Source organism: Blastococcus sp. KM273129, from assembly GCF_021698995.1.
GTDB lineage: Bacteria > Actinomycetota > Actinomycetes > Mycobacteriales > Geodermatophilaceae > Blastococcus.
Map to the genome: position 1 here is coordinate 65,531 of NZ_SSXB01000004.1, position 22,613 is coordinate 88,143.

At 76.7% G+C, this 22,613-nt stretch carries 21 protein-coding genes and 1 pseudogene; 10 read left to right on the forward strand and 12 right to left on the reverse strand.

The features are described from left to right. Positions 1–9 precede the first annotated feature (9 nt). The 6 genes from E9565_RS02385 to E9565_RS02410 are packed head-to-tail and all read right to left on the reverse strand — an operon-like array spanning position 10 to position 5,425. The gene (locus tag E9565_RS02385; RefSeq protein WP_236833992.1) at positions 10–684 is read right to left on the reverse strand and encodes a flavin reductase family protein; all 675 of its coding nucleotides are present in this window, start codon (positions 682–684) and stop codon (positions 10–12) included. Beyond that, positions 681–1,820, reverse strand: coding sequence for a glycosyltransferase family 2 protein (locus E9565_RS02390; protein WP_236833993.1), 1,140 nt, complete (start codon positions 1,818–1,820; stop codon positions 681–683). Before E9565_RS02390 ends, E9565_RS02385 begins: the two co-directional genes overlap by 4 nt. Next, on the reverse strand, positions 1,817–2,626 hold the full coding sequence (locus E9565_RS02395; protein WP_236833994.1) for a carotenoid biosynthesis protein: 810 nt from the start codon (positions 2,624–2,626) through the stop codon (positions 1,817–1,819). Before E9565_RS02395 ends, E9565_RS02390 begins: the two co-directional genes overlap by 4 nt. Beyond that, complete coding sequence (locus E9565_RS02400; RefSeq protein WP_236833995.1) at positions 2,623–4,272, reverse strand: NAD(P)/FAD-dependent oxidoreductase; 1,650 nt, start codon at positions 4,270–4,272, stop codon at positions 2,623–2,625. The genes E9565_RS02395 and E9565_RS02400 overlap by 4 nt, the downstream gene beginning before the upstream one ends. After that, positions 4,269–4,862 carry an N-acetyltransferase gene (locus E9565_RS02405; protein ID WP_236826661.1) on the reverse strand — a complete coding sequence of 198 codons (594 nt, stop codon included), beginning with the start codon at positions 4,860–4,862 and terminating at the stop codon, positions 4,269–4,271. Before E9565_RS02405 ends, E9565_RS02400 begins: the two co-directional genes overlap by 4 nt. Further along, on the reverse strand, positions 4,859–5,425 hold the full coding sequence (locus E9565_RS02410; RefSeq protein ID WP_236826660.1) for a YbaK/EbsC family protein: 567 nt from the start codon (positions 5,423–5,425) through the stop codon (positions 4,859–4,861). Before E9565_RS02410 ends, E9565_RS02405 begins: the two co-directional genes overlap by 4 nt. Positions 5,426–5,677: 252 nt before the next feature. Between E9565_RS02410 and E9565_RS02415 the strand changes: the two genes are divergently transcribed. The 4 genes from E9565_RS02415 to E9565_RS02430 all read left to right on the forward strand — a co-directional run bounded on the left by E9565_RS02415 (position 5,678) and on the right by E9565_RS02430 (position 12,077). After that, a complete protein-coding gene (locus E9565_RS02415; protein WP_236826659.1) occupies positions 5,678–7,195 on the forward strand; it encodes an HNH endonuclease signature motif containing protein in 1,518 nt (505 codons plus the stop codon). A gap of 285 nt (positions 7,196–7,480) precedes the next feature. Continuing rightward, on the forward strand, positions 7,481–7,807 hold the full coding sequence (locus tag E9565_RS02420; RefSeq protein WP_236826658.1) for a DUF6504 family protein: 327 nt from the start codon (positions 7,481–7,483) through the stop codon (positions 7,805–7,807). Continuing rightward, complete coding sequence (locus tag E9565_RS02425) at positions 7,807–8,304, forward strand: SAV_6107 family HEPN domain-containing protein (protein ID WP_236826657.1); 498 nt, start codon at positions 7,807–7,809, stop codon at positions 8,302–8,304. The genes E9565_RS02420 and E9565_RS02425 overlap by 1 nt, the downstream gene beginning before the upstream one ends. Next, complete coding sequence (locus E9565_RS02430; RefSeq protein ID WP_236826656.1) at positions 8,301–12,077, forward strand: DNA polymerase III subunit alpha; 3,777 nt, start codon at positions 8,301–8,303, stop codon at positions 12,075–12,077. Before E9565_RS02425 ends, E9565_RS02430 begins: the two co-directional genes overlap by 4 nt. Before the next feature lie 84 nt (positions 12,078–12,161). Here the strand turns inward: E9565_RS02430 and E9565_RS02435 are convergent, their stop codons facing one another. After that, on the reverse strand, positions 12,162–12,350 hold the full coding sequence (locus E9565_RS02435) for a hypothetical protein (protein ID WP_236826655.1): 189 nt from the start codon (positions 12,348–12,350) through the stop codon (positions 12,162–12,164). Between the two features lie 166 nt (positions 12,351–12,516). On the opposite strand from E9565_RS02435, the gene E9565_RS02440 reads away from it, so the two are divergent. Beyond that, a complete protein-coding gene (locus E9565_RS02440; protein ID WP_236826654.1) occupies positions 12,517–13,002 on the forward strand; it encodes a VOC family protein in 486 nt (161 codons plus the stop codon). A 10-nt stretch (positions 13,003–13,012) separates the two neighbouring features. Here E9565_RS02440 and E9565_RS02445 read toward each other — a convergent pair. Beyond that, positions 13,013–13,928, reverse strand: a pseudogene (locus E9565_RS02445) (IS5 family transposase). Between the two features lie 120 nt (positions 13,929–14,048). On the opposite strand from E9565_RS02445, the gene E9565_RS02450 reads away from it, so the two are divergent. Together E9565_RS02450 and E9565_RS02455 are read left to right on the forward strand one after the other, a co-directional pair. Continuing rightward, on the forward strand, positions 14,049–14,783 hold the full coding sequence (locus E9565_RS02450; RefSeq protein ID WP_236828365.1) for a methyltransferase domain-containing protein: 735 nt from the start codon (positions 14,049–14,051) through the stop codon (positions 14,781–14,783). Beyond that, the gene (locus E9565_RS02455) at positions 14,780–15,967 is read left to right on the forward strand and encodes an alkaline phosphatase family protein (protein WP_236833996.1); all 1,188 of its coding nucleotides are present in this window, start codon (positions 14,780–14,782) and stop codon (positions 15,965–15,967) included. Before E9565_RS02450 ends, E9565_RS02455 begins: the two co-directional genes overlap by 4 nt. A gap of 29 nt (positions 15,968–15,996) precedes the next feature. Here the strand turns inward: E9565_RS02455 and E9565_RS02460 are convergent, their stop codons facing one another. Then, positions 15,997–16,953: a helix-turn-helix domain-containing protein gene (locus E9565_RS02460; RefSeq protein ID WP_236833997.1), complete on the reverse strand. Its 957-nt coding sequence runs from the start codon at positions 16,951–16,953 to the stop codon at positions 15,997–15,999. 420 nt (positions 16,954–17,373) lie between these two features. Between E9565_RS02460 and E9565_RS02465 the strand changes: the two genes are divergently transcribed. Together E9565_RS02465 and E9565_RS02470 are read left to right on the forward strand one after the other, a co-directional pair. After that, positions 17,374–18,237, forward strand: a complete 864-nt coding sequence (locus E9565_RS02465) for an alpha/beta hydrolase (RefSeq protein ID WP_236828368.1) — start codon at positions 17,374–17,376, stop codon at positions 18,235–18,237. A gap of 156 nt (positions 18,238–18,393) precedes the next feature. Continuing rightward, positions 18,394–19,026, forward strand: coding sequence for an MBL fold metallo-hydrolase (locus tag E9565_RS02470; protein WP_236828369.1), 633 nt, complete (start codon positions 18,394–18,396; stop codon positions 19,024–19,026). Positions 19,027–19,064: 38 nt separating this feature from the next. On the opposite strand, the gene E9565_RS02475 is transcribed toward E9565_RS02470, so the two are convergent. From E9565_RS02475 to E9565_RS02485, 3 genes are all read right to left on the reverse strand, one after another. Then, on the reverse strand, positions 19,065–20,042 hold the full coding sequence (locus tag E9565_RS02475) for a sucrase ferredoxin (RefSeq protein WP_236828370.1): 978 nt from the start codon (positions 20,040–20,042) through the stop codon (positions 19,065–19,067). Positions 20,043–20,055: 13 nt separating this feature from the next. Continuing rightward, the gene (locus E9565_RS02480) at positions 20,056–21,279 is read right to left on the reverse strand and encodes a cupin domain-containing protein (protein WP_236833998.1); all 1,224 of its coding nucleotides are present in this window, start codon (positions 21,277–21,279) and stop codon (positions 20,056–20,058) included. Positions 21,280–21,347: 68 nt separating this feature from the next. Beyond that, positions 21,348–21,602 carry a BatC protein gene (locus tag E9565_RS02485; RefSeq protein WP_236828372.1) on the reverse strand — a complete coding sequence of 85 codons (255 nt, stop codon included), beginning with the start codon at positions 21,600–21,602 and terminating at the stop codon, positions 21,348–21,350. 278 nt (positions 21,603–21,880) lie between these two features. On the opposite strand from E9565_RS02485, the gene E9565_RS02490 reads away from it, so the two are divergent. Then, positions 21,881–22,531, forward strand: a complete 651-nt coding sequence (locus E9565_RS02490) for a permease (RefSeq protein WP_236828373.1) — start codon at positions 21,881–21,883, stop codon at positions 22,529–22,531. Positions 22,532–22,613: the final 82 nt, after the last annotated feature.

Below are 22,613 nucleotides of genomic sequence, written 5' to 3' on the forward strand. Positions count from 1 at the left end.
CCGCCGGGATCAGCTCCCCTGGTCCTCGCGGCGCCGCACCGCCTCGCCGATCGACGGGTCCTCGGTCCAGCGGCGGTGCGGGATGCGGGCGATCTCGCGCACCTCGCCGATCGTCGCCCACTCGTTGCCGCCCAGCCGCGCGAGCGGCTTCAGGTGCTCGATCCGCGGACGCCCGTCCCGCACGGCGTCGGCCCACACGCTGATGTGCTGGACCCGGCCGAGGACGACGGTGCTGTCGCCGAGGCGCAGGGTGGCGTGCAGGACGCACTCGATGGAGACCGGCGACTCCGCCACGCGCATGGCCTGCACCGTGTCCGCCGGCTCCAGCCGCACCCCGGCCTGCTCGGCCTCGCTGGTGTGCGGGGGGAAGTCGGTCGCGGTGGCGTTGACCTGCTCGAAGAGCGCCTCCGGGGTGAGGTTCACGGTGAACTCGCCGGTGGCCTCCACGTTGCGCAGCGAGTCCTTCCGCCCCACGGACGTGAACTGGACGACCGGCGGGTCGACGCAGGCCACGGTGTAGAAGGAGTGCGGCGCCAGGTTGTGCACGCCGTCGGCGGAGCGGCTGCACACCCACGCGATCGGCCGGGGGACGACGACGCTGTTGAGCACCCGGTAGAAGGCGCCGGTGTCCATCGCGGCGGGGTCGAACGAGGTGTGCGTGCGCTGCTGCTCGGTGGAGGTCACGGGCCCATCGTCTCCGACGCGGGCGGCCGGGTCGCGTCGACCGGGCGGCCACGCCACCGCAGCGTGCCGCGCCGTCGCCCCCGCACCGACCGGAGCATCAGGGCGTCCAGGGCGAGCACCGACAGCGGGTGGGCCAGCGCGTCGGGCCAGGCCCGGCCGCCGCTGGCCCGCGCGCTGGCCACCCGGCCGGCCACCCCGGCCAGGTAGCCCACCAGCCCGGCGCGCGACCCGCGGACGGCGGCCAGCGGCGGGACGACGTAGACGGCGGTGAGCGCGGCCGCGGCGGCGAGCCCGCCTGCCGGCGTGCCGCCCACCGAGGCCCAGAGCGACTTCGCGTAGCCGTCGCGGACGGCGGCCCAGCCCTCGTACATCCGGCAGGCGGCCAGGCGGGAGCCGTCGATCGGCACGCCCCGGCCACCGGCGCGCTTGACCGCCCGCAGGAGGGCGATGTCCTCGAGCACCTCGCCGCGCACCGCCGCGTGGCCGCCGGCGCGGGCGTAGGCGCCGCGGCGCACCACGAGGAACTGGCCGTTCGCGGCGGCCAGCGAGGGGCGGGAGGAGCGCTCGGCCAGCCGCAGCGGCAGCGTCGTCGTCCACAGCCACGGGGCCAGCGGCTGCACCAGGCGCTCGGCGGCGCGCACGGCGAGCGGCCGGGGCCACGGCGAGACGAGGTCCAGCCGGTGCTCGTCGAGCACCGCGACGGCGGCCGCGATGGCATCGGGGAAGAGGCGGACGTCGGCGTCGACGAACACCAGCACCTCGGCTGCGGCCTCGGCCGCGGCCGCCCCCACCGCGCACGCGTGCGGCTTGCCCAGCCACCCGGGCGGTGGCGGTGGCGCGGTGACCAGCTGCACGCGCGGGTCGGTCACGGCCCGCACGACGCCGGCGGTGCCGTCGGTGGAGCCGTCGTCGACGACGACGACCCGCAGCCGTGCCAGCCCGCGCTGGTCGAGCAGTGCCTCCAGGCAGCCGGCGACCTGGTCGGCCTCGTCGCGCACCGGCAGCACCACGGTGACCGCGCGGGTCACCGGCGGCGGGTCGGCCGGTGGGCGGCGCAGCAGCGCGGCGTTCACCCCGGCGTGGGCGGCACCGGCGACGGCGACGCCCGCCAGCGCGCGGAGCAGGTGGCCGCTCACCGTCGTCCCGCGCGCCGGTGCTGCACCGCCAGGACGGCCAGCACCGCCGTCCCCAGCCCCGCGCCCCAGGCCGCCGACCCGGGCAGGCCCAGCCAGCCGGCGTGCGCCAGCGCGCCGCCGAGCGTCATCCAGGCCAGCGCGAGCAGCGGCGCGCCCGGGCCCGTGCGCGGTGGCCGGGCGGTGCGCTCGACCAGCACGTCCAGCAGGGTCATGAGCACCAGCCCGGCCAGCAGCCAGCCGGCCAGGTTGGTCAGCGGCACGGTGTCGATCCCCGGCAGGCCGGGGGAGGGGTGGGCCCACGTCCAGTAGCCGGCCTGCACCAGCTGGGGGTCGAGGACGACGTCCCACGCCGCGAAGACCGCCGCGGCCCAGGCGATCCGCGCCGGCCTGCGGCGGTCCGCGCGCACCGGCCGGGCCAGCACCTCGCCGAGCAGCCAGCTGGGCCAGGCCATCATCAGCCACGCCAGCGGCACCAGGAACGGCACGCCGAGCAGCGTGGGGCCGAGGACGTCGCTGTAGGAGTAGGTGCCGTACGGGAACCCGGTGGCCACGCCCACCGACTCGAAGGCGATCGAGACCAGCGCGACGAGCACGAGCACGCCCATGCCGGTGCGGGCACCGCGGCCGAGGCCCGCGTGCGCGACCGACAGCGCCGACCCCAGCAGCACGATGCCCCAGGAGACGGCGTCCCGGGACGCGCCCGAGGCCAGCGGGTAGGCGATCGCCGTGGCGATCAGCGCGGCGGTGAGGGCCCAGGGGACCACGCGGACGGCGGTGGGCGCGGGGGCCGGTGCAGTGGCCGTCACGCCCGGCCCGCCCCGCCGCGCACCCGGCGCAGCGCGCGACCGGCCACCGCCCGGGCGCGGGGCAGCGCGCCGCGGTCGGCCAGCAGGGTGCGCGCCGCCGTCCGCCCGGAGTTGCCCGAGACGCCACCGCCGGGGTGGGTGGAGGCGCCGGCCAGGTAGAGGCCGGTCAGCCCGGGCACGCGGTGACCCGACAGCCCCGGCGCGGGGCGGAGGGCGAACATGCTGGCCAACCCCATCTCCACGTGCATGACGTTGCCACGGGGCAGGGACAGCTCCCGCTCGAGCGCCAGCGGGGTCTGCACGTAGGTCTTCCGCACGGAGGCGGCGAACCCGGGGGCGTAGCGGTCGACGGCGGCCACCAGGCGGCGGGCCTCGGCGTCGGCCAGGGCGTCCCAGTCGGCGCCGTCGGCCAGCGCGTAGGGGTACCACTGGCCCCAGATGGTGACCACGTGCTGTCCCGGCGGGGCCAGCGTGGCGTCGCTCGCGGAGAACGACATCGCCAGCGGGACCGGCTCGCGCGGCACCCGGCCGGCACCCCAGTCGCCGTGCGCGGAGGCCAGCTGCGCGCGGTCGGTGCACAGCAGCTGCAGACCCTGCAGCGCCTCCGGCCCGGCGCCGGGGTAGGACGGCGGGGCGTCGGTCAGCGCCCGCACGACCAGCCCGAAGCCGTTGCCGACGGGTGGCGCGGCGTCGGCGAGGACGGGCGGCGCGGCCTCCCCGGCCAGCTCGCGGGTGACGCCGATGTGGCAGGCGGCCACCACCGAGTTCGCCCGCACGACCCGGCCGGACCGGGTCTCGACACCGGTCACCCGGCCGTCCTCCACCAGCAGCCGCGCGGCGCCGTCGCCGAGCACCACCCGCCCGCCGTCGGCCTCCAGCCGCCGGCGCAGCGCCTCCGTCAGACCGCCGGAGCCGCCGACCGGGTGGCCCGGGGGGACGTCGTGCAGCAGCGCCACCCAGCCGACCATCGCGGCGGTGCCGGGCTCGGACATCGGCGGGCCGGACTGCGCGCCGAACCAGGCCAGGGCGGCCTTGAGCCGCTCGCTGGTGAACCACTTGTCCAGCAGCGCGTCGCCGGAGCCCAGGAAGTCCGCGGCCAGCTCGCCGCCGGGGGTGCGCGGTCGCCCGTCGGCCGGCGCGCCCAGCGGCCAGAAGGAGCGCAGCAGCCCGCCGGCCGTCGGCGCCCGGCCGAACGACGCGACGACGGCGCGGCTGCGGGGCGCCCACACCTCGACGAACCGGCGGTAGGCGGCGGCGTCCTCCGGACCGCAGGCGGCCTCGATCGAGGCGCAGGTGGCGTCCAGGTCGACGGAGAGGACCAGCGGCCGGCCGTCCGGGCCCGGGGCACCGGGGGAGGGCGCGGGCGCGAAGCCCCACGGGTCGCAGTCGATGTAGCGGAGGCCGTGCCCGGCCAGCGCGAGCTCCTCGACGATGCCGCTGTGCCGGACGATCACGTGCGCGCTCGACCCGCGGTCCACCCGCACGCCGGGCCAGCGCTCCACGGTGGAGACCGCCCCGCCGAGGACCTCGTCGGACTCGAGGACCTCCACGGAGAGGCCTTCGCGGGCCAGGTAGCAGGCGGCCACGAGGCCGTTGTGGCCGGAGCCGACGACGACGACGTCCACGGCACCGGGGGAGGCGGTCACGCCCGGGAGTTCGTCGCGGAGGGGCCGGGTGGATGCAGCGGGAGCCGCGCGCCGAGGATCGCGAAGGGCCGCGAGTCGCCCGGGAAGTGGTAGCCGCGGGCCAGGTCGACGAAGCCGTCGGCGCGGTACAGCCGGAAGGCCTTGGTGTCGGCGTCCGGCGTGGACAGCAGCGCGACCGGGTGCGGCAGGCCCTCGACCAGGGCGTGCAGCAGCTGCCGGCCCAGCCCCTGGCTCTGGGCGTCGGGGTGCACGTGCAGCTCGCAGACCTCGAAGGCGCCGGGCAGCCACTTCTTCGCCGTCCGCCGGTCCAGCGCGGCCCGCACCTGGTCGTGCCACCACTGGCCGGGGGCGATGAGGTAGCCGTAGCCGAACCCGACCAGCCGCTCGCCCTCGGCGGTGCGGGCGAAGGCGCCGACCGCGCGGAACCCGGGGCGCTCGGTGTGCTGGATGGCGTAGCCGTACCGGCCGGCGACGATGCCGGAGTCGTAGCCCATCGCCAGCCCGTAGATGGCCAGCACCTCGTGCATGTGCTCGCGCATCCAGGGGGCGGGCAGCTCGAGGATCCGGGTGGCGGGGCGGGTGCCCGTCACGGGGCGACCGCCCCGGCGGGATCCGGCGGCGGCGCGCCGGGCAGCGGGTCCCCGCCGACCGTGGTGCCGGTGCCGTCCAGGAGGCCGCCGCCCACCTCGGCCGCGGTGCCGGCGGTGATGCGGAGCAGCTCGTCGTAGCTGGTGGGGAAGACCGCCGCCGGGTGCCCGGCCGCGGCCCACAGCCGGTCGTAGCGGGCGAGCTCCACGTCGACCAGGGTGCCCAGCGGGGCGGGGTGGCCGACCGGGGCCACCCCGCCGATGGGCTGGCCGGTCTGCTCGCGGACGACCTCCGGCGGCGCGGGGACCAGGGAACCGACGCCCAGCAGCGCCGCGACCTGGAGGACGTCGACGCGGTGCGCGCCGCTGGTGAGGACGAGCAGCGGTGCGCCGTCGGCGAGGAAGACCAGGCTGTTGACGATCGCGCCGACCGGGACGCCCAGCGCCTTCGCGGCAGCGGCCGCGGTGCGGACCTCGGCGGGGAGGGTGCGCACCTCACCCTCGGCGCCGGCCGCGGCGAGGGCCCGGGCTACGGCGGCCACCCGGGGGTGCGTGGGCGGGCTCATGGGTCGATCCTGCCACCGCCCGCAGGCGCGCGCGCCCGGCGTGTCCCGGGCGGTGCAGTCCGGCAGATCGCTGCGGCCTGCCGGAGGCCGTCCGCCGACCCGGCCGGTGCACTGACGAGGCGGCGAGCCGGGAGCCGCGGAGGAGATGCCGCTCCTGAACGGTGAGGTGCTGGCGTGAACCATGCCTTCTCGACCGCGCCTCCCGGCCTCTGACCGCTCAGAAATGTCGTAGCCCCGGCCTAGCGTGCAGCCATGGAGGACGACGGCTCGTGCCTGCCCGGCGACGGCGTGCCGATGCCGCTGCTCCCCGGCGAGGTCGTGCCACCGGACGGGGGCGAGTTCGAGCTGGTGTGCGACATCTGGTCGGCCGACGCGCACATGGCCCGGGAGTACGCCCGGCAGGCGGCCGCCATCGCGGAGCTGGCGCGCCGCCGGTCGGTGGAGCGGGACGCCGACTACCGCCCCCGCGGCAGGCCGGGGCCGGATTCCCGGGCGGCGCGCCCGGCCGCGCTCGCCGACGTCTCCGACGACTTCGTCTCCGAGCTGGCGGTGATCCGCCACTGCTCGGAGGCCGAGGCCGGCCGCCTGGCCGCCGAGTCGATCCTGCTCACCACGAAGCTCGCCGCCACGTGGGCGGAGATGTTCGCCGGGCGGCTGAGCATCCGCAAGGTGCGGATCCTGCTCGACCTGCTGGGCGACGCCTCCGACGCCGTCGCCGCCGCGGTGCAGGCGCGGGTGCTGCCGGGCGCCGCGGACTGCCCGCCGTCCCGGCTGGGCGACCGCGTCCGCTACCACCTCTACCGGGTCGACGGCGAGGCGAAGGAGCGCCGCCGCAGGGAGGCCGAGCGGAAGGCCGACGTGCACGTGCAGCGCACCGCCGACGACCTGGGCCGGCTGGTCGTCGAGGGCCCGCTGCCGGCGGTGCACGCGGCCCGTGACGCGGTCGACCAGTACGCGCGGTGGATGCGGGCCGACGGCGACGACCGGCCGATGGGCGTGCTGCGCTCGGCGGCGACGCTGGACCTGATCCTGCGGCCGTGGGACACCAGCCGTCCGCCGGTGACCGCGCAGCTGCACGTCCACGCCGCGCTGCCCTCGCTGCGGCCCGACGCCCCGCCCGGGGCGGCTCCGGCGGAGCTGGACGGGCAGCTGATCTCCGCCGCCCAGTGCCGGGAACTGCTGGACTCCTTCGACGTGCTCGACCTGTCCCCGGTACCGGGCGGGTCGGTCCACGTCGCGATCGACGACCCGACCATCGGTGAGACCGTCGCGGTGGCCACCCCGGCCGAGCTCCGCCGCGCCGCCGGCCGGGGGCGCCGGGTGCGTCGCGGGAAGAGCTCGCCCCGCAACCACCCACCCGGCAACCACCCGCCCGGGCAGCCCGACGGGCCCGGCCTCCGGCCGCCACCCCCGACGCCCGGGTACCGGCCCACCGCGGCCCAGGAACGGCTGGTCGGCGTGCGCGACCGGCACTGCCGCATGCCGGGCTGCCGCCGCCGCGCCGGCCGCTGCGACATCGACCACGGGCAGGCCTTCGCCGACGGCGGCCCGACCGACTGCTGGAACCTCTGCTGCCTGTGCCGGCGGCACCACCGGATCAAGACCTTCGCCCGCGGCTGGTCGTTCACCCTGCACCCCGACGGCCGGCTCGTGGTCCGCACCCCGTCGGGCGTCTCCCGCACCACCCGCCCGCCCGGTTGGTACCACGACCCCGAGCCGGAACCGCCGTGGCTCGACGAGCAGGCACCCCCCGACCCGCTCTGGAGCTGAGGGCGGCCGGGGCGCTCCGGGTGGTTCGGCGGGGCGGGCCGCAGGTGAGGGCCGGGCCGGCGTGCGTCCGACGGCCTCGGGATCCGCGCGCACGGGCCCGTCGCGCGGCCTGGGTCCGGGTGGGCGGACACGCCGCGGCCCGGCTTGACGAGGGGGGAGCGCTCCGGTCTACTGGACACCAGTTCGAACGCATGTTCGAACAAAGCGGATCGGCCCGCCTCTCCCGGCTTCTTCCCCGCCGGCGGGGTGGTGGGCGTGCGGCGGGCGAGGCGTGGGGAGGCTGTCATGGGTCGGGTGCTCGGTGAGGTCGTCGTCGGTCGGGCCGGCGAGGAGGTGCAGGTCGAACGCGGCCCGCTGGGCCCGCTGCAGTTCTGGCGCGGGCAGTCCCGGTACGTCGTGGGTGAGCTGCTCGACTCCTGGGTGGAGACGGCGCCCTGGTGGCTCCGGGACGCCGAGGCGGGCGGCGCATCGGACGACCTGGTCGCGCCCCGCGAGGTCTGGCGGGTGGAGGCGGTGCGGGCCGGGCGGTCGCGCATGAGCTTCGCCGGCGTCTACGACCTGACGTGGGACGCCTCCGGCAACCGCTGGTGGCTCGTCCGGGTGCACGACTGATGGGCGCCGCACGCGCCGTGCCGGCCGGCCAGCTGCCGCTGCCCCCCGCGCTGCCCGCCGCGGCCGCCGGGCTGCTCCGCCAGGCCCACCGCGGCCTGGCGGAGGCGGTCTCGGCCACCGACCCGCGGGAGCGGTACGCCACCGCGCACCTGGCCGCTCTCCGTGCCGCCGCGGCGGTGCTCGCCGCGCGCACCCGGCCCGAGGGTGGCCGCCGGCGCCCGCGCAGCGCCTGGGTGCTGCTCGGGGATGTCGCCCCGGAGCTGGGGGAGTGGGCCACCTTCTTCGCCGCCGGCGCGGCCAAGCGCGCCGCGGCGGAGGCGGGGCTGTCCCGCGCGGTCACCGAGCGGGAGGCCGACGACCTGGTCCGCGACGTGCGGAGCTTCCTCACCGTGGTCGAGGCGGGGCTGGGCGCGGACCCGCTACCCGAGCCGCCCCGCTACCCGCGGCCGCACGTGGTCGGCGGTGCCGCCTCCCGGTCCACCGGTCCCCGGAGGTGAGCGATCCCTTCGTCCACCTGCACGTCGCGTCCGGTTACTCCATGCGGTACGGGGCCAACCACCCCGCCGACCTGGTGGCGCGGGCGGCCGAGCACGGCATGCCGGCCCTGGCCCTGACCGACCGGGACGGGCTGTACGGCGCGGTGAAGTTCGCGCTGGCCTGCCGGTCGGCCGGGGTGCGGCCGATCTTCGGTGTCGACCTCGCGGTGGCGCCGGCGCTGGGCACCAGCGTGCCGCCGGCGCTCGCGCACGTGCTGGGGGATGACCCGGCCACGGCCCGGACCCCGCGGTCGCGGGCCGCCACGCCGCCGCGCCGGTCGCCGGCCCGCGGTGGGGTGAGCGTCGACCCGCGGCTGCCCCGGGTCACCTTCCTCGCGCGCGACGGCGCCGGCTGGCGCTCGCTGTGCCGGCTCACCAGCGCCACCCACCTGCGCGGCACCCGCGGCGAACCGGTGAGCTCGCTGGCGATCGCCGCCGAGCACGCCACCGGGCTGGTGCCCCTGCTCGGCCCCGGCTCACCGGTGGGCCGGGCCCTCCTCGCCGGCCGGGCCGACCTGGCCGTCCAGCAGCTGGACGCCTGGCGCGCGGTCTTCGGCCCGGGGCTGGCGCTCGAGGTGGTGCACCACCGGGGCCGGGGCGACCGGCAGCGTGCGCAGGCGCTGCTCCGGTTCGCCGCCGAGCAGCAGGTGCCGGTGGTCCTGAGCAACGCGGTCCGGTACGTCGACGCCCTCGACGCCCCGACCGCCGACGTGCTCGACGCCGCCCGGCGGCTGGTCCCGCTGGGTGCCCGGCACGTCGACCGCACCACGGCCGAGGGCTACCTGAAGTCGGGCAAGGAGATGGCCGAGGTCGCCGAGGACCTGGCCGGCCCCGACCGGGACGCCGCCCTGCGGCTGCTCGAGCGCACCGCCCGGCTGGCCGAGCAGTGCGCCGTCGACCCCACCGGCGACCTGGGCATCGGCAGCGTCCGGTACCCCGAGCTGGACGTCGTCACCAGCCCGGCCGAGCGGGGGATGGGCCCGGCGCAGGTGCTGCGCGCCCGGTGCGAGGCCGGGCTGGGGCGGCGCGGCATGGCGCCCACCGCCCGGGTCCGCCGGCGGCTGGAGGAGGAGCTGGCGGTCATCGACTCGCTCGGCTACCCCTCCTACTTCCTCACGGTCGCGGACGTGGTCGACCTCATCAAGAGCTCGAGGGTCCGGGCGGCGGCGCGCGGATCGGGCGCCGGCAGCCTGGTCACCTACCTGCTGGGCATCTCCGACGTCGACCCGCTGCGCTACGGCCTGCTGATGGAGCGGTTCCTCTCGCCGCTGCGCCACCAGCTGCCCGACATCGACATCGACGTGGAGTCCGCCCGCCGGATGGAGGTCTACGACGCGGTCATCGACCGCTTCGGCGCCGACCGGGTCAGCTGCATCTCGATGATGGACACCTACCGGGTGCGCCACGCCATCCGCGACGTCGGGGCGGCGCTCGGCCTGCCGCCGGCGGAGATCGACGCCGTCGCCAAGGCGTTCCCGCACATCCGGGCCAACCAGGTGCACGCCGCGCTGCGCGACCTCCCCGAGCTGCGGGCCAGCCGGTACGGCTCGCGCCGCGCCGGTGGCACCGGCGACCTCGACCTGCTGTTCGACCTGGTCTCCCGGCTGGACGGCCTGCCCCGGCACATCGCCCTGCACCCGTGCGGGGTGCTGCTCTCCGACGCCACCCTGCTGGACCGCACGCCGGTGGAGAGCAGCTACCTCGGCTACCCGATGAGCCAGTTCGACAAGGACGACGTCGAGGAGCTGGGGCTGCTCAAGCTGGACCTCCTGGGCATCCGGATGCAGTCGGCGATCGCGCACGCGCTCGACGAGATCGAGCGGGTCGACGACGAGGCGGTGGACATCGACGCGATCCCGCGGGACGACCCGACGACGTTCGAGCTGATCCGCAGCACCCGGACGCTCGGCATGTTCCAGATCGAGTCGCCGGGTCAGCGGGAGCTGGTCGGCAAGTTCGGGCCGCGGACGTTCGAGGACATCATCATCGACATCTCGCTGTTCCGGCCCGGGCCGGTGAAGAGCGACATGGTCACCCCGTTCCTCATGGCCAGGAACGGCTGGCGCGACCCCGAGTACCCGCACACCGACCTGGAGTTCGCCCTCGCCGAGACCGCCGGGGTGGTGGTCTTCCACGAGCAGGTGCTGCAGGTGGTGGCGCGGATGGCCGGCTGCACGCTGGCCGAGGCCGACGAGGTCCGCCGGGCGCTGGGGGAGAAGGACGCCCACCCGGAGGTGCGGGCGTGGTTCGTGCCGCGGGCGCTGGACGCCGGCTACCCGGTGGAGGTCGCCGAGCGGGTGTGGGAGGTGCTCGCGGCCTTCGGCTCGTTCGGCTTCTGCAAGGCGCACGCGGCGGCGTTCGCGCTGCCCACCTACCAGTCGGCGTGGCTGAAGACCCACCACCCGGCGGCCTTCCTGGCCGGGGTGCTCACCCACGACCCCGGCATGTACCCGAAGCGGCTGATCCTCGACGACGCCCGCAACTTCGGCATCCGGGTGCTCGGGCTCGACGTCAACGCCTCGACCGGCAGCTACCGGGTCGAGCGGCTCGGCGGCGGGTCCGGCGGCGACCCTGAAGCTGAGATGGAGGTCGAGGGTTCGGCCTGGCGCCGCCCGGAGTGGATGCCCGCCGCGATGCCCGACCCCACGCGGTACGGCATCCGGCTGTCGCTGGCCGACGTGAAGGGGATCTCCGACGACGAGGTGGCGCGGGTGGTCGCCGGGCAGCCCTACCGGTCGCTGACGGACTTCTGGGGGCGGGCGTCGGTGTCCCGCCCGGTGGTCGAGCGGCTGGTGCTGGCCGGCGGGTTCGACTCGCTCTACGGGTTCGGGATGCGCGACCGGGAGGCCGGCCGGCCCACCCGCCGGCGCCACCAGGTGACCCGGCGCGACCTGCTGCTGCAGATCAGCGAGCTCGACCGGTGGAGCCGCAGCGGCGCCCGGGCGACCTCCGACGGGCAGCTGAGCCTGGACCTCATGGGGCTGGAGCTGCCCGACGAGTCCACCGGTGAGCCCGGTGGGGAGGCGGCCGGCCCGGAGTGGGCCGAGGGCAGCGGGCTGCCCGAGTTCACCGACGCCGAGCTGGTGCGGGCGGAGCTGGAGGTGCTCGGGCTGGACGCCAGCCGGCACGTCGTCGACTTCTACCGGCCATTCCTGTCCGCCCTCGGCGCGGTGCCGGCCGGGGAGCTCCTCGGCTGCCGCAGCGGCAGCGAGGTGCTGGTCGCCGGGGTCAAGGTGGCCACCCAGACGCCGCCGATCCGGTCCGGGCGCCGGGTGGTGTTCGTGACCCTCGACGACGGCACCGGCTGCACCGACTCGACCTTCTTCGAGGACGCGCAGGGCCCCTACGCGGCGACGGTCTTCCACTCGTGGCTGCTGGTCATCCGCGGGGTGCTGCGGCGGACCGGACCGCGCGGGGTGTCGCTGCGGGCCACCGGGGCGTGGGAGCTGCCGGCGCTGCACGAGGCGTGGGAGGCCGACGGGCTGGGCGGCGTCCGCGACCTGATGGCGGCGCCGGGGGGGTACACCGAGCAGGCGATCGCCGGGGCCGCCGCCTCGCACGGTTCCCGGCCGGTGGTCGTGCGGCCGGTCCTGGTCCACCCGACCGGCTTCCGGATGTCGCCCTACGCCGACATCAAGCCCGCCGGCGACGAGACCAAGGTCGCGGCCCGCCGCGCCGCCGCGGGGCCGCCGCGGAAGCTCTGGCACTCCAGCCCCGGCAGCTCGGGCCACTAGCAGGGCGACGCCGCCGCGCCCGGGCCCGGGAGGTGCCTCCCCGGCCCGGGCGCGCCGGTGGTCGGCCCGGAGAGGGCGCGTGGATCAGTCCTCGACCTCCTGCTCGGTGTCCTCGACCTCCTGCTCGGCGTCCTCCACGCCCTCCTCGACGTTCTGCTCCACCCCGTCGTCCACCACGTCCTCCCCGCATGCGGCGGTCGTCAGCGACGCGGCGGCGATGGCGAACGCGGCCACGGTCCGGCGGACCAGGCGGGGGCGGGTCGAGCGGGCCATGAGTTCTCCTCGTGGTCGGGAACGCGGTCCTGCTCCCAGTGCCCGCCACCGGCGACCGGTCAAACGGCGGGGGCGCCCGGCGCCGCGGACCGATGAGTCCGGCCGCCGGCAGGCGTCCACACCTCGACACCGGCGCCCGGCCGGTGCGCGCAGGGAGGACCCGACCATGCCCCAGCAGATCCCGTGCCTGTGGTTCGACGGCCAGGCCGAGGAGGCGGCGATGCTGTACACCTCGGTCTTCCCGAACTCCCGCATCGACGAGGTCACCCGCTACGGCCCCGGCATGCCACCGCCCATGGAGGAGGGCGACGTGCTGACGGTCGACTTCACCCTCGACGGCCAGCGGTACACCGCGCTCAACGGCGGCCCGCAGTTCCCGTTCACCGAGGCGGTCTCCTTCCAGATCATGTGCGCCGACCAGGAGGAGGCCGACCACTACTGGGACCGGCTCACCGACGGCGGCGAGGAGAGCATGTGCGGCTGGCTGAAGGACCGCTTCGGCGTCTCCTGGCAGGTGGTCCCGGTCGAGCTGATGGCCCTGCTCCGCGACCCCGATCCGGCGCGCGCCCAGCGGGCGACCCAGGCGATGCTGCAGATGCGCCGCATCGACCTCGCCGGGATCCGGCGGGCCGCCGACACGGTCGACGCCTAGGGCGCGTCTCCTAAGTCGTTAGCCACATGGTGATGGCCCGGAGGACGACGGCTCCTCGGTAGACGGTGGCGAGCCTGTCGTAGCGGGTGGCGATGCCACGCCATTGCTTGTGGTCGTTGAACGAGCGCTCGATGACGTTGCGGCCCTTGTAGGTGATCGGGTCGAAGGCCGGTGGTCGGCCACCGGCCGAGCCGCGGCGAGCGCGATGTCTGACCTGGTCAGACGGTTGCGGGATCACCGCGGTGATACCGCGCTCGCGAAGCATGGTCCTGGTGGCGCGAGAGGAGTAGGCCTTGTCGCCGATCAGCGCTGTGGGGCGGGTGCGTGGTCGGCCTGGCCCCAGTCGGCGCACCGCGAGTTGAGCCAGCAGCGGCTGCAGCATCGGGGAGTCGCCGGCCTGCCCGGGTGTCAGCGCGATGACCAGCGGTCTACCGCGGCCGTCGACGAGCTGGTGAATCTTGGTGGACAGGCCGCCCCGGGAGCGTCCGATCGCATGATCGGGCGGTTCTTCCCACGGGTTCTTGTAACTCGGCTCAGCCCCCTGTGTGGCGCACCGGACGACGGCCGGCGGGCTCCTCCACCCGACTGGCGTTGGTCGCGTGCTGATGGGCCCGGTTGACGGTGGAGTCCACGCTGACCATCCAGTCGATGTCTCCCGCGGCCTGCGCTTCGGCGAGCAGCCGGGCGTGGATCTTGTCCCACGTGCCATCGGTGCTGAACCGGTGGTGCCGCTTCCACACGGTCTGCCACGGGCCGAACGAGGCGGGCAGATCACGCCACGCGACCCCAGTCCGGAACCGGTAGATCACCCCTTCCACGACCTGGCGGTGATCGCGGAAGGGCCGCGATCTCACGCCGTCCGAGGACGGCATCAACGCCTCAATCCGCTCCCACTGAGCGTCGGTCAGCACTCGATCGCGAGACATATCCGCAGCAAATCAGCCCCACCACGCTCAACTTAGGAGACACGCCCTAGGTGCGGCAGCCCTCGGCGCCTCCCGGCGGGGAAGCGGTGGACGCCGCGGTCCGCCGCTAGGCTCCGGTGGGTGCCGACCGTTCCCCCCTCGCCGACCGCGGAGCAGCTGCCCGTCCGGACCGCTGCCGTGTGGGCCGCGCTCGACCCGCTGGTCAGCGCCGGGGACGCGCTGCGCGTGCTCGACGTCGGCGGTGGCAGCGGGATGTTCGCCGTGCCCCTCGCCCGCCTCGGCCACAGCGTCACCGTCGTCGACCCCAGCGCCGACGCCCTCGCGACCCTGCGCCGGCGCGCCGAGACCGCCGGCGTGGGCGGGCGGGTGCGCGGTGTCCAGGGCGACGGCGACCTGCTGCACGAGGTCCTCGCCGACGACGGCGGGTACGACCTCGCCCTCTGCCACTCCGTGCTCGAGGTCGTCGACGACCCCGCGGTCACCCTCGCCGAGATCGCCGGCGCGCTGCGCCCCGGCGGTCAGGTGAGCCTCGCCGTCGCCAACCGGGCGGGTGCGGTGCTCGCGCGAGCGGTCACCGGTCACCCCGCCGAGGCCCTCGCACACCTCCGCGACGAGGGCGGCGCCCCCGGCCGCCCGGCCCGCCGCCGCTTCGCTCCCGACGACCTCCTGGCGCTCGTCGCCGGTGCCGGGCTGACCCCGGGCGCCTGGCGTGGCATCTCCGTCGTGGCCGACCTGCTGGACACGGCGTCCGGCGCCGACCCGGCCGCCGTCCGGGACCTCGAGCTCGCGCTCGCCGGCACCTCGCCCTACCGGGAGGTGGCCGCGGGCCTCCACCTGCTGGCGACCCGCGCGTGACCGGCGGCGCCGACGGCGCGCTGCCGCCCGACCTGCACCGCCCGGCCTACGGTGTCGCGACGCTCGCCGACGTCCTGCCGGGTGTGGCGGCGGCCCTGGGCACCCCCGTGCCGCGGGGCGACCTGCCCGGCGACCCGCTGGGCCTGGCCGACGCGCTGCGCGGCGCCCGGCGCGTGGCGGTGCTCCTCGTGGACGGCCTCGGCGCCGACCTGCTCCGGGCGCACGCCGACGTCGCCCCCACGCTCGCGGCCCTCGCCAGCCCGGCCGGCACCCTCCAGGCCCCCTGCCCCAGCACCACCCCGGTCAGCCTCGCGACGATCGGCACCGGCCTGCCCCCGGGCAGCCACGGCATCCTCGGCTTCGTCACCGACGTGCCGGGGGAGGGCCGCACCCTCAACCACACCCAGTGGGCCGACGACCCCGACCCCGCCGACTGGCAGGCGCAGCCCACCGTCTTCGAGCACGTCGCCGCCGGCGGCACCGTGGTCACCGCCGTGGGCCCGTGGGCCTACGCGGGCTCGGGCCTCACCGTGGCGGCCTACCGCGGCGCCGGCTACACCGGCGCGGTCGGCCCCGGCGACCTCACCGCGCTCATGCGCTCGGCGCTGGGCGAGGGCCACCGGGCCCTCGTGTACGGCTACATGGCCGAGCTCGACCTCACCGGGCACGTGCGGGGCGTGGACTCGCCGAGCTGGCGGGCGCAGCTCGCGCTGGTCGACCGGGTCGTCGAGCAGCTGGCCGACGGCCTCCCCGACGACGCCGCGCTGCTGGTCACCGCCGACCACGGGATGCTGGACGTGCCCGCCGCGACCCGGCTGGACCTGGACGACGAACCCGACCTCGCCGACGGGGTCCGGCTGCTCGCCGGGGAGCCCCGCGCCCGCTACGTGCACACCGAGCCCGGCGCGGAGGCCGACGTGCTCGCGCGCTGGCGCGGGGTCCTCGGCGACCGGGCCTGGGTGGTCGGGCGGGACGAGGCCGTCGCCAGCGGCGTCTTCGGGCCCGTGGAGGAGCCGCTGGCGGCGCGCATCGGCGACGTCGTGGCGCTCGCCCGCGGCAGCTGGGCGCTGGTCAGCCCCCGGCTGGAGCCCGGGCCCAGCCGGCTGGCCGCCTACCACGGGTCGCTGACCGCGACGGAGCTGGCGATCCCGCTCCTCGTCGCCCGCGGGCGCGCCCTGGCCTGACCACCCGGCCACGAGCACCGCCCTCCGGGTCACCGCCCTCGGCGGGACGACTCCCGCCACTCCCTCGGCGTGAGGCCGTAGGCCTGCCGGAACCGGCGGGTGAAGTGGCTCGGGTCGCTGAACCCGCAGTCCCTGGCCACGGCGGCGACGGTGCGGTTCCGGCGCCGGGGCGAGAGCAGCTCGGTCCGCGCCCGCTCCAGCCGCTCGGCGATGAGCCACTGCTCGAGACTCATCCCCGCGTCCGCGCACACCTTGTAGAGCTGGCGGAGCGAGACGTTGTGCGCCGCCGCGATGCGCTCCGGGTCCAGGCCCGGGTCGGTGAGGTGCCGGCGGCACCAGGCGAGCACCCGGGTCAGCAGCGTCTCCTCCCGGACCTCCCGGGCCAGCCGCTCGTCGCCGGCCGCCGAGACCAGCAGCGCGCGCACCAGTTCGGTCGTCGCCGTCCCCAGCGCGGTGGCGCCGGCGTCGGTCGAGAACCCGTCGGCGCCCGCGGCCAGCCGGACCAGGTGGTCGCGGACCAGGTCGTGCAGCGGGCTGGCGGGCAGCCGCGGTGCGGCTCTGCGGACGGCGTCCCGGGGCAGGGCCAGGCGGTCGTAGGGGATCTGGAAGGCGCGGGACCCGCCGCTGTCCGCCCACGAGAACTCGTAGGGCGCGGTCAGGTCGCTGAGCATGAGCCGGCTCGGCGGTACGAGCGCCTCGGCGCCGAATTGCCGGAACCGACCGACCCCGCTGGTCTGCACCGCCAGTGCCACGACCGGCGGGCTCTCCATGCGCACGTGCCGGGGCGTGCGGACCAGCCGGAAGCCCGAGGCATCGGTGGTGAACAGGTTCGCCTGGCCGAAGTGCCACAGGTGCATGCGGGAGTACACGCGGGCGTCGGGGCCCAGGTGCTCGATGCGGCACGGCACCGAGGCCTGGTCGAACGCCGCCCGGAACGCGTCGACGCGGTGCTCGGGCGCGACGGTGGCGGTGTCGAGCAGCTGCACCGGCATCTCCCTGCGAAGGCGGTGGGGGCCGCGTCCCCCGGCCCGTGCGGTCAGCGTCGCAGAGCGGTCGCGGTCGCGGAACCGTCCCGGACGCGGCGGCCGTGCAGGCAGGAGCCGGACCTGTGCGCGCACCGTCGACCCGGCCGGCGGGGACGGTGCCAGGCTCCGGATCCGGACGGCCTGTCAACCGAGGGGGCGCCGGCGCCGACGACCTCACCCCGCCGGTCGAGCTCCTCGACCTGCACGACGTCGTGCTGGTGGGCCACCCGACCGGCGGGGGAGGGGTCACCCCCACCCGGCCCGGACCGCACCGCGCGGGTGGCGACGGCGGTGCGCCCCGGCGCCGTCCCGCCGTTGCTGCTGCGGAACTGCTCGAGGACGCCGACCGCTCGCCTCCGTGCGGGCGTGAGAGGAACCGACATGACCGACATCCCCGCACCCCGCCGGGCGGACGGCCCGACTGCCGGCGGCCCGGCCACGATCGTGCTGGTCCACGGCTTCTGGGTCACGCCCCGCAGCTGGGAGGACTGGACGGCGCACTACCAGGCCAAGGGGTACCGCGTGCTGGCCCCGCCCTACCCCGGTTTCGAGGTCGAGGTGGAGGCGCTGAACGCCGACCCGACCCCGATCGCCGAGCTGACGCTGCCGCCGATCGTCGACTCCTACGCGGCGGTGATCGAGCAGCTCGACGAACCGCCGATCCTCATCGGTCACTCCGCCGGCGGCACCATCGTGCAGCTGCTCCTGGACCGCGGCTACGGCGCCGCCGGTGTCGCCCTCTGCTCCGCCCCGACCGAGGGCGTGCGGGTGCTGCCGCTCTCCCAGCTGAGGTCGACGTTCACCGCGTTCAAGAACCCGGCGAACCGGCACCGCGAGGTCCCGCTGACCCCGGAGCAGTGGCGTTACGCCTTCGCGAACACCTTCAGCGAGGAGGAGTCCCGGCGGCTGTACGAGCGGTACGCCATCCCGGCGCCGGGCCGGATCATCTGGAGCGGCGTGCTGGCCAACTTCATGCCGGGCCCGCAGGACGCCCACGTCGACTACGCCAGGCCCGACCGTGCCCCGCTGCTGTTCGTCTCGGCCGGCGAGGACCACATCATGCCGCCGAGCGTGCAGCGGTCGAACGCCGCGCACTACACGACGGGCACCGTCGAGCGGCTCGAGTACCCCGGGTTCGCGCACCTGCTGCCGGCCCAGGAGGGCTGGCGCGAGATCGCGGACGCGGTGCTCGACTGGGCGGTGGCGCACGCCGCCGTTCCGCGGCGGGAGGCCGGTCAGCAGTGACCGGCGTCCGGCTCACCCACGTCGGCGGGCCGACGGTGCTCGTCGAGGTGGAGGGCTGGCGGATCCTCGTCGACCCCACCTTCGACCCCCCCCGGCCGGAGGTACGCCTTCGGCTGGGGGACGGCGTCACGCAAGCTCACCGGGCCGGCTCTCCCGGTGGCCGGTGTCCTGCCGGTGGACGTCGTGCTCCTGAGCCACGACCACCACGCCGACAACCTCGACGACGCCGGCCGGGCGCTGCTGCCGTCGGCCGGGGCCGTCCTGACCACCGTGGCCGGAGCCCGCCGGCTGGGCGGCTCCGCGCGGGGGTTGCGGGCGTGGGAGACCGCGGAGCTGGCAGCATCCGGCAGGCCGGCCGTCGAGGTGACCGCGACGCCGGCACGGCACGGCCCGCCGCTGAGCCGGCCTGTCACGGGAGCGGTCGTCGGCTTCGCCCTCCGCCGGCCGGGTCGTGACGACGGCGTCCTGTGGATCTCCGGGGACACCGTGCTCTTCCGCGGCCTGCGGGAGGTGGCCGGACGGTTCGACGTGGGCACCGCGCTGCTGCACCTGGGCGGGGTCCGCTTCCCGGTCACCGGTCCGCTGCGCTACTCGATGACGGCGCGGCAGGCCGTCGAGCTGTGCGGGGTGCTGCGGCCGCGGACCGCGGTCCCGGTGCACTACGAGGGCTGGGCGCACTTCCGGCAGGGACGGGCCGCGGCCGCGGCGGAGCTCGCCCGGGCGCCTGCCGACGTGCGGGAGCGGTTCCGCTGGCTGCCCAACGGCGAGCCGGTCGACCTGCCGGCATGAACCGGTGGTGGCCCCCTCCCGAGCGGCTGAAGACCTGCTCAGCCGGGGGCCGTCGCGGGCCCGGTGACGGCGAGGTGGTGCCAGGTGCGCACCCGGCCGGGCGTGGCCGCCTGGCAGGTCAGGTGCACGGTCTCCGGTGACGGGCGGCTCTCCACGGTGACGACGACGGCGCCCCCCGCGTGCGCCAGCGTGACCGCCCACCGCTCCACGTCCGGTTGCCCCGTCGCCTCCGGGACGACGCCGACCGGGGCCAGGTCGTCGATGCCGAACGCGCCGAGCTCCTCCCGGGCGAAGTGCTGCGCGGCCTGCACGGGCGCGGTCAGCCCGGCCCGCCCGCGCAGCCACGGCAGGGCCACCTCGCCCCGGTCGTGCGCCGCGACGACCAGCCCGCCGTCCCCCGGGACCTGGCCGTAGTAGAAGCCGTGCGGCAGCACCAGCATGTTCGCCGCGAAGCGGTCACCGCCCAGGTGGCTGCACTCCCACACGCCGGCCGGGCCGGGTGCGGGCAGGGCCCGGGCCAGCGGCCGACCGCGCAGCGCGCAGCAGGCGTCGTGGCCGCCGTGGGTGCACACCAGGTAGGTCGGCCCGCGGGCCGGTTCGCCCACCGACCCGTCCCACGGGGCGGTGAGCAGGTCGGAGTCGGCCGACCGCACCGACCACCAGAGGCCTTCCCGGCCGGGCCGGCCGTCGGCGTAGGCCCAGCGCCGGCCGGAATCGGCCAACCGGTCGCCGGGCCGGCGCACCAGCAGCACCCGCACGCCCTCCCGCTGCGCGCGCTCGGAGAGCAGCCGGGCCACCCGCCCGTCGAACCGCGACTGCAGGAGGGCCTGCCGGCCCCACGGCCCCGGCTGCTCGATCAGCAGCCACCGGGACACCGGGGCCGCCGTCGCCACCCCGGAGTCCCCCCGCTCGAGCGCCTGCACCGAGCAGCGGCTCGCGTCCAGCCGGCCCAGCGGGCGGGCGGGGACGTCGGTGCGGCAGAAGTCGTCCTCACCCGCCGGGCCGGCCGGGGTCACGCCCCCCACCGGGTCACCGGGGCACCCCGGTGGCCGGCAGCTCGGCGTCGGGCACGGTGGCGATCGACTCGGTGACCAGCCGGCGGGCCAGCGTCAGCCGCTCCTCCGGGTCCAGGCCGGGCAGGTCGCCCACCTTCAGCTCGCCGGCGTCCAGCAGCTCGGCGAGCGCCGCCCGGACCCGGCCCGGGAAGGTGTGCGTGCGCCGACCGGCGAGGAGGGTGACCCGGCCGTCGGCGGCGTCCCGCAGCGAGCACCGCAACCGCCGGCGCACGCGCAGGACGGTGGCCGGGCCGAGAGCCGCGGCCGCGGTCGACTGGGCCAGCGGTGCCACCGGCTCGGGGCGCACCTGCGCCCAGGTGCGCTCGCGGAGCCGGTCGGCGACCTCGGTGGGGTCGACGCGGCCCAGCCACTCCTGCAGCCCGGCGATCACCGCGGCGACGTCGTCGCGCACGGAGTCGGGGCGGCCCAGGTCCAGGCCCAGCGGCAGGGAGCCGCGCAGCTCGCGGTCCTCGGCCGCCAGGGTGCGCACCAGGTCCAGCGCGGACTCGGCGGCCGCCCAGCGGGTCACGGAGTGGATGCCGACGGTCAGGTGGGCGCTGATCTCGCCCAGCGCCTCGGCCGAGTGCAGGAACCCCCGCGGCAGGTAGAGGGCGTCGCCGGGGCGCAGCACCGCGTCGATCACGGGCGGGCGCCCGGCAGCCGCGGCCACCTCGGCGGCGCGGTCGCCCCAGGGCTGGGTGCGCAGCGGGTCGGGCAGCACCGGCTCGTGGATGGTCCAGTGCTTCTCGCCGGCCACCTGGAGCACGAACACGTCGTGGACGTCGTAGTGCGGGCTGAACCCCTGCGAGGACGGCGGCGTGATGTAGGCGTTCACCTGCGTCGGGTGGCCCAGATCGGCGGCCAGCTGGTCGGCGAACTCGATCAGCGGCGGCCAGAGCCGGTGCAGCCCCTGCAGCACGACGGTGCTCCCGTCGGCGAAGAGCCGCAGCACCGCGTCGGAGGAGACCTGGTCGGCGATCTCGGCACCGGCCCCGCCCGAGGTGGTGAACCGCTTGGCGTCGACGACCGCGCCGTCCTTGGCGATGCGCAGGAAGGGCGTGCGCAGGCCACGCCGGGAGAGCAGCTCGTCGACGGCCGGCAGGTCCAGCAGGTCGGTGAAGGAGTTGCCGGTGTCCTCGGCGCGCGTCAGGAGCGGGCGCCGGGCCCAGTGCTCCCGTGCGAACTGCTCGGGGGCCATGTCCGTGCACCGCCGCAGGGCCGGGCGGAGCGGCTGCTCCGCCCGGCCCTGCGCGGCCGGGTTCTCGGTCAGGCCGAACCGTCCGCGCCACCGTCGGCGCCACCGTCGGCGCCGCCGTCCGCGCCACCGTCCGCGCCGCCGTCGGCGCCACCGTCCGCGCCACCGTCGGCGCCACCGTCGGCGCCGCCGTCGTGACCGCCGGGCGTGCCGCTCGCGCCGTGGTCGGCCGTGCCCGCGCTGCTGTCGGCCGGACCGTGCGCGCCGCCGTCGGCGCCGCCGTCGGCCCCGCCGTCCGTGCTGGTCATCTCGTCGTCGAGCGCCATGGGCTCCTCCGCTCCTGTCGATCCGGGCCGCCGTGCGACGGCCCCGGCCGGTGCAGTACCTCCCGCGCACCGCGTTGACACCTGCGCCCACCAGCGGTTTCCACCGCCCGGGTCGCCGGCGGTCGGGCACCCGGGACGGCCAGGTCCGAATGTGACGATCAGGTCACGGCTGGCCGGTCGGGTGGGCGGCGGGGCCCGCAGCGGGCACCCACGAGGGTGCGGGACGTGCCTGTGCGGCCCGCGGCGAGCATCTGCACGACGACCGGAGGAGACCACTCGTGACCGAGAGTCGTACACGTACCGACACCACGTTCGAGGACAACGTCGTCCACGACAGAGCGGTCGACCGGCCGGCCGAGGGGGCGACGGCGACGGCGCCCGCCGTTCCCGCGCCACCCCGGCGCGACCGGGTCCGCTGGGGTCCGGTGTGGGCCGGCCTGATCGTCGCCGTCCCGACGTTCCTGCTGCTGCAGCTGGCGACGCTGGCCCTGGGCTGGTGGGACGTCGGCCCGGGCGCCACCGGCAACAACGCCGACTGGATCAGCGGGATCAACGGGCTGATCGCCCTGTTCCTCGGCGGGCTGACCGCCGGTGCGAGCGCGATCTGGCGCGGGCTCAGCGACGGGCTGCTGCACGGCATCCTGGTCTGGGCGCTGACGGTGGTCTCCATCGTCTTCATGACCCTGTTCGGCGGGGGTGCGCTGCTGGGCTCGCTCGCCGGCGTCGTCACCGACGTGACCGGGATCGAGCAGGCGGACCTGCCCGACGTCGCCGCCGGCCAGGTGGCCGACGTGGCGACCGCCAGCGCCAGCTGGGCCGTCCTGGGCCTGGGACTGGGGATCACCGCCGCGGCGCTGGGCGGCGTGCTGGGCGCCAAGATGTGGCCCAGCCGCACCGACGCCGAGCGGCAGCGGGTCGCGGCCGGCTGACGGCCTCCCGCACCGCTATCGTCGACCCCGGATCGAACAAGCGTTCGACCCGGGGTCGACGTGCGGGAGGGCGGCGTGGGGC

Excerpts from the sequence above, each read along its gene's own strand:
- E9565_RS02435 (WP_236826655.1), bottom strand. The coding sequence starts at position 12,350 with ATGGCCCGCTCGACCCGCCCCCGCCTGGTCCGCCGGACCGTGGCCGCG.
- E9565_RS02415 (WP_236826659.1), top strand. The coding sequence starts at position 5,678 with ATGGAGGACGACGGCTCGTGCCTGCCCGGCGACGGCGTGCCGATGCCG.
- E9565_RS02440 (WP_236826654.1), top strand. The coding sequence starts at position 12,517 with ATGCCCCAGCAGATCCCGTGCCTGTGGTTCGACGGCCAGGCCGAGGAG.
- E9565_RS02485 (WP_236828372.1), bottom strand. The coding sequence starts at position 21,602 with ATGGCGCTCGACGACGAGATGACCAGCACGGACGGCGGGGCCGACGGC.
- E9565_RS02410 (WP_236826660.1), bottom strand. The coding sequence starts at position 5,425 with ATGAGCCCGCCCACGCACCCCCGGGTGGCCGCCGTAGCCCGGGCCCTC.
- E9565_RS02420 (WP_236826658.1), top strand. The coding sequence starts at position 7,481 with ATGGGTCGGGTGCTCGGTGAGGTCGTCGTCGGTCGGGCCGGCGAGGAG.
- E9565_RS02425 (WP_236826657.1), top strand. The coding sequence starts at position 7,807 with ATGGGCGCCGCACGCGCCGTGCCGGCCGGCCAGCTGCCGCTGCCCCCC.
- E9565_RS02480 (WP_236833998.1), bottom strand. The coding sequence starts at position 21,279 with ATGGCCCCCGAGCAGTTCGCACGGGAGCACTGGGCCCGGCGCCCGCTC.
- E9565_RS02465 (WP_236828368.1), top strand. The coding sequence starts at position 17,374 with ATGACCGACATCCCCGCACCCCGCCGGGCGGACGGCCCGACTGCCGGC.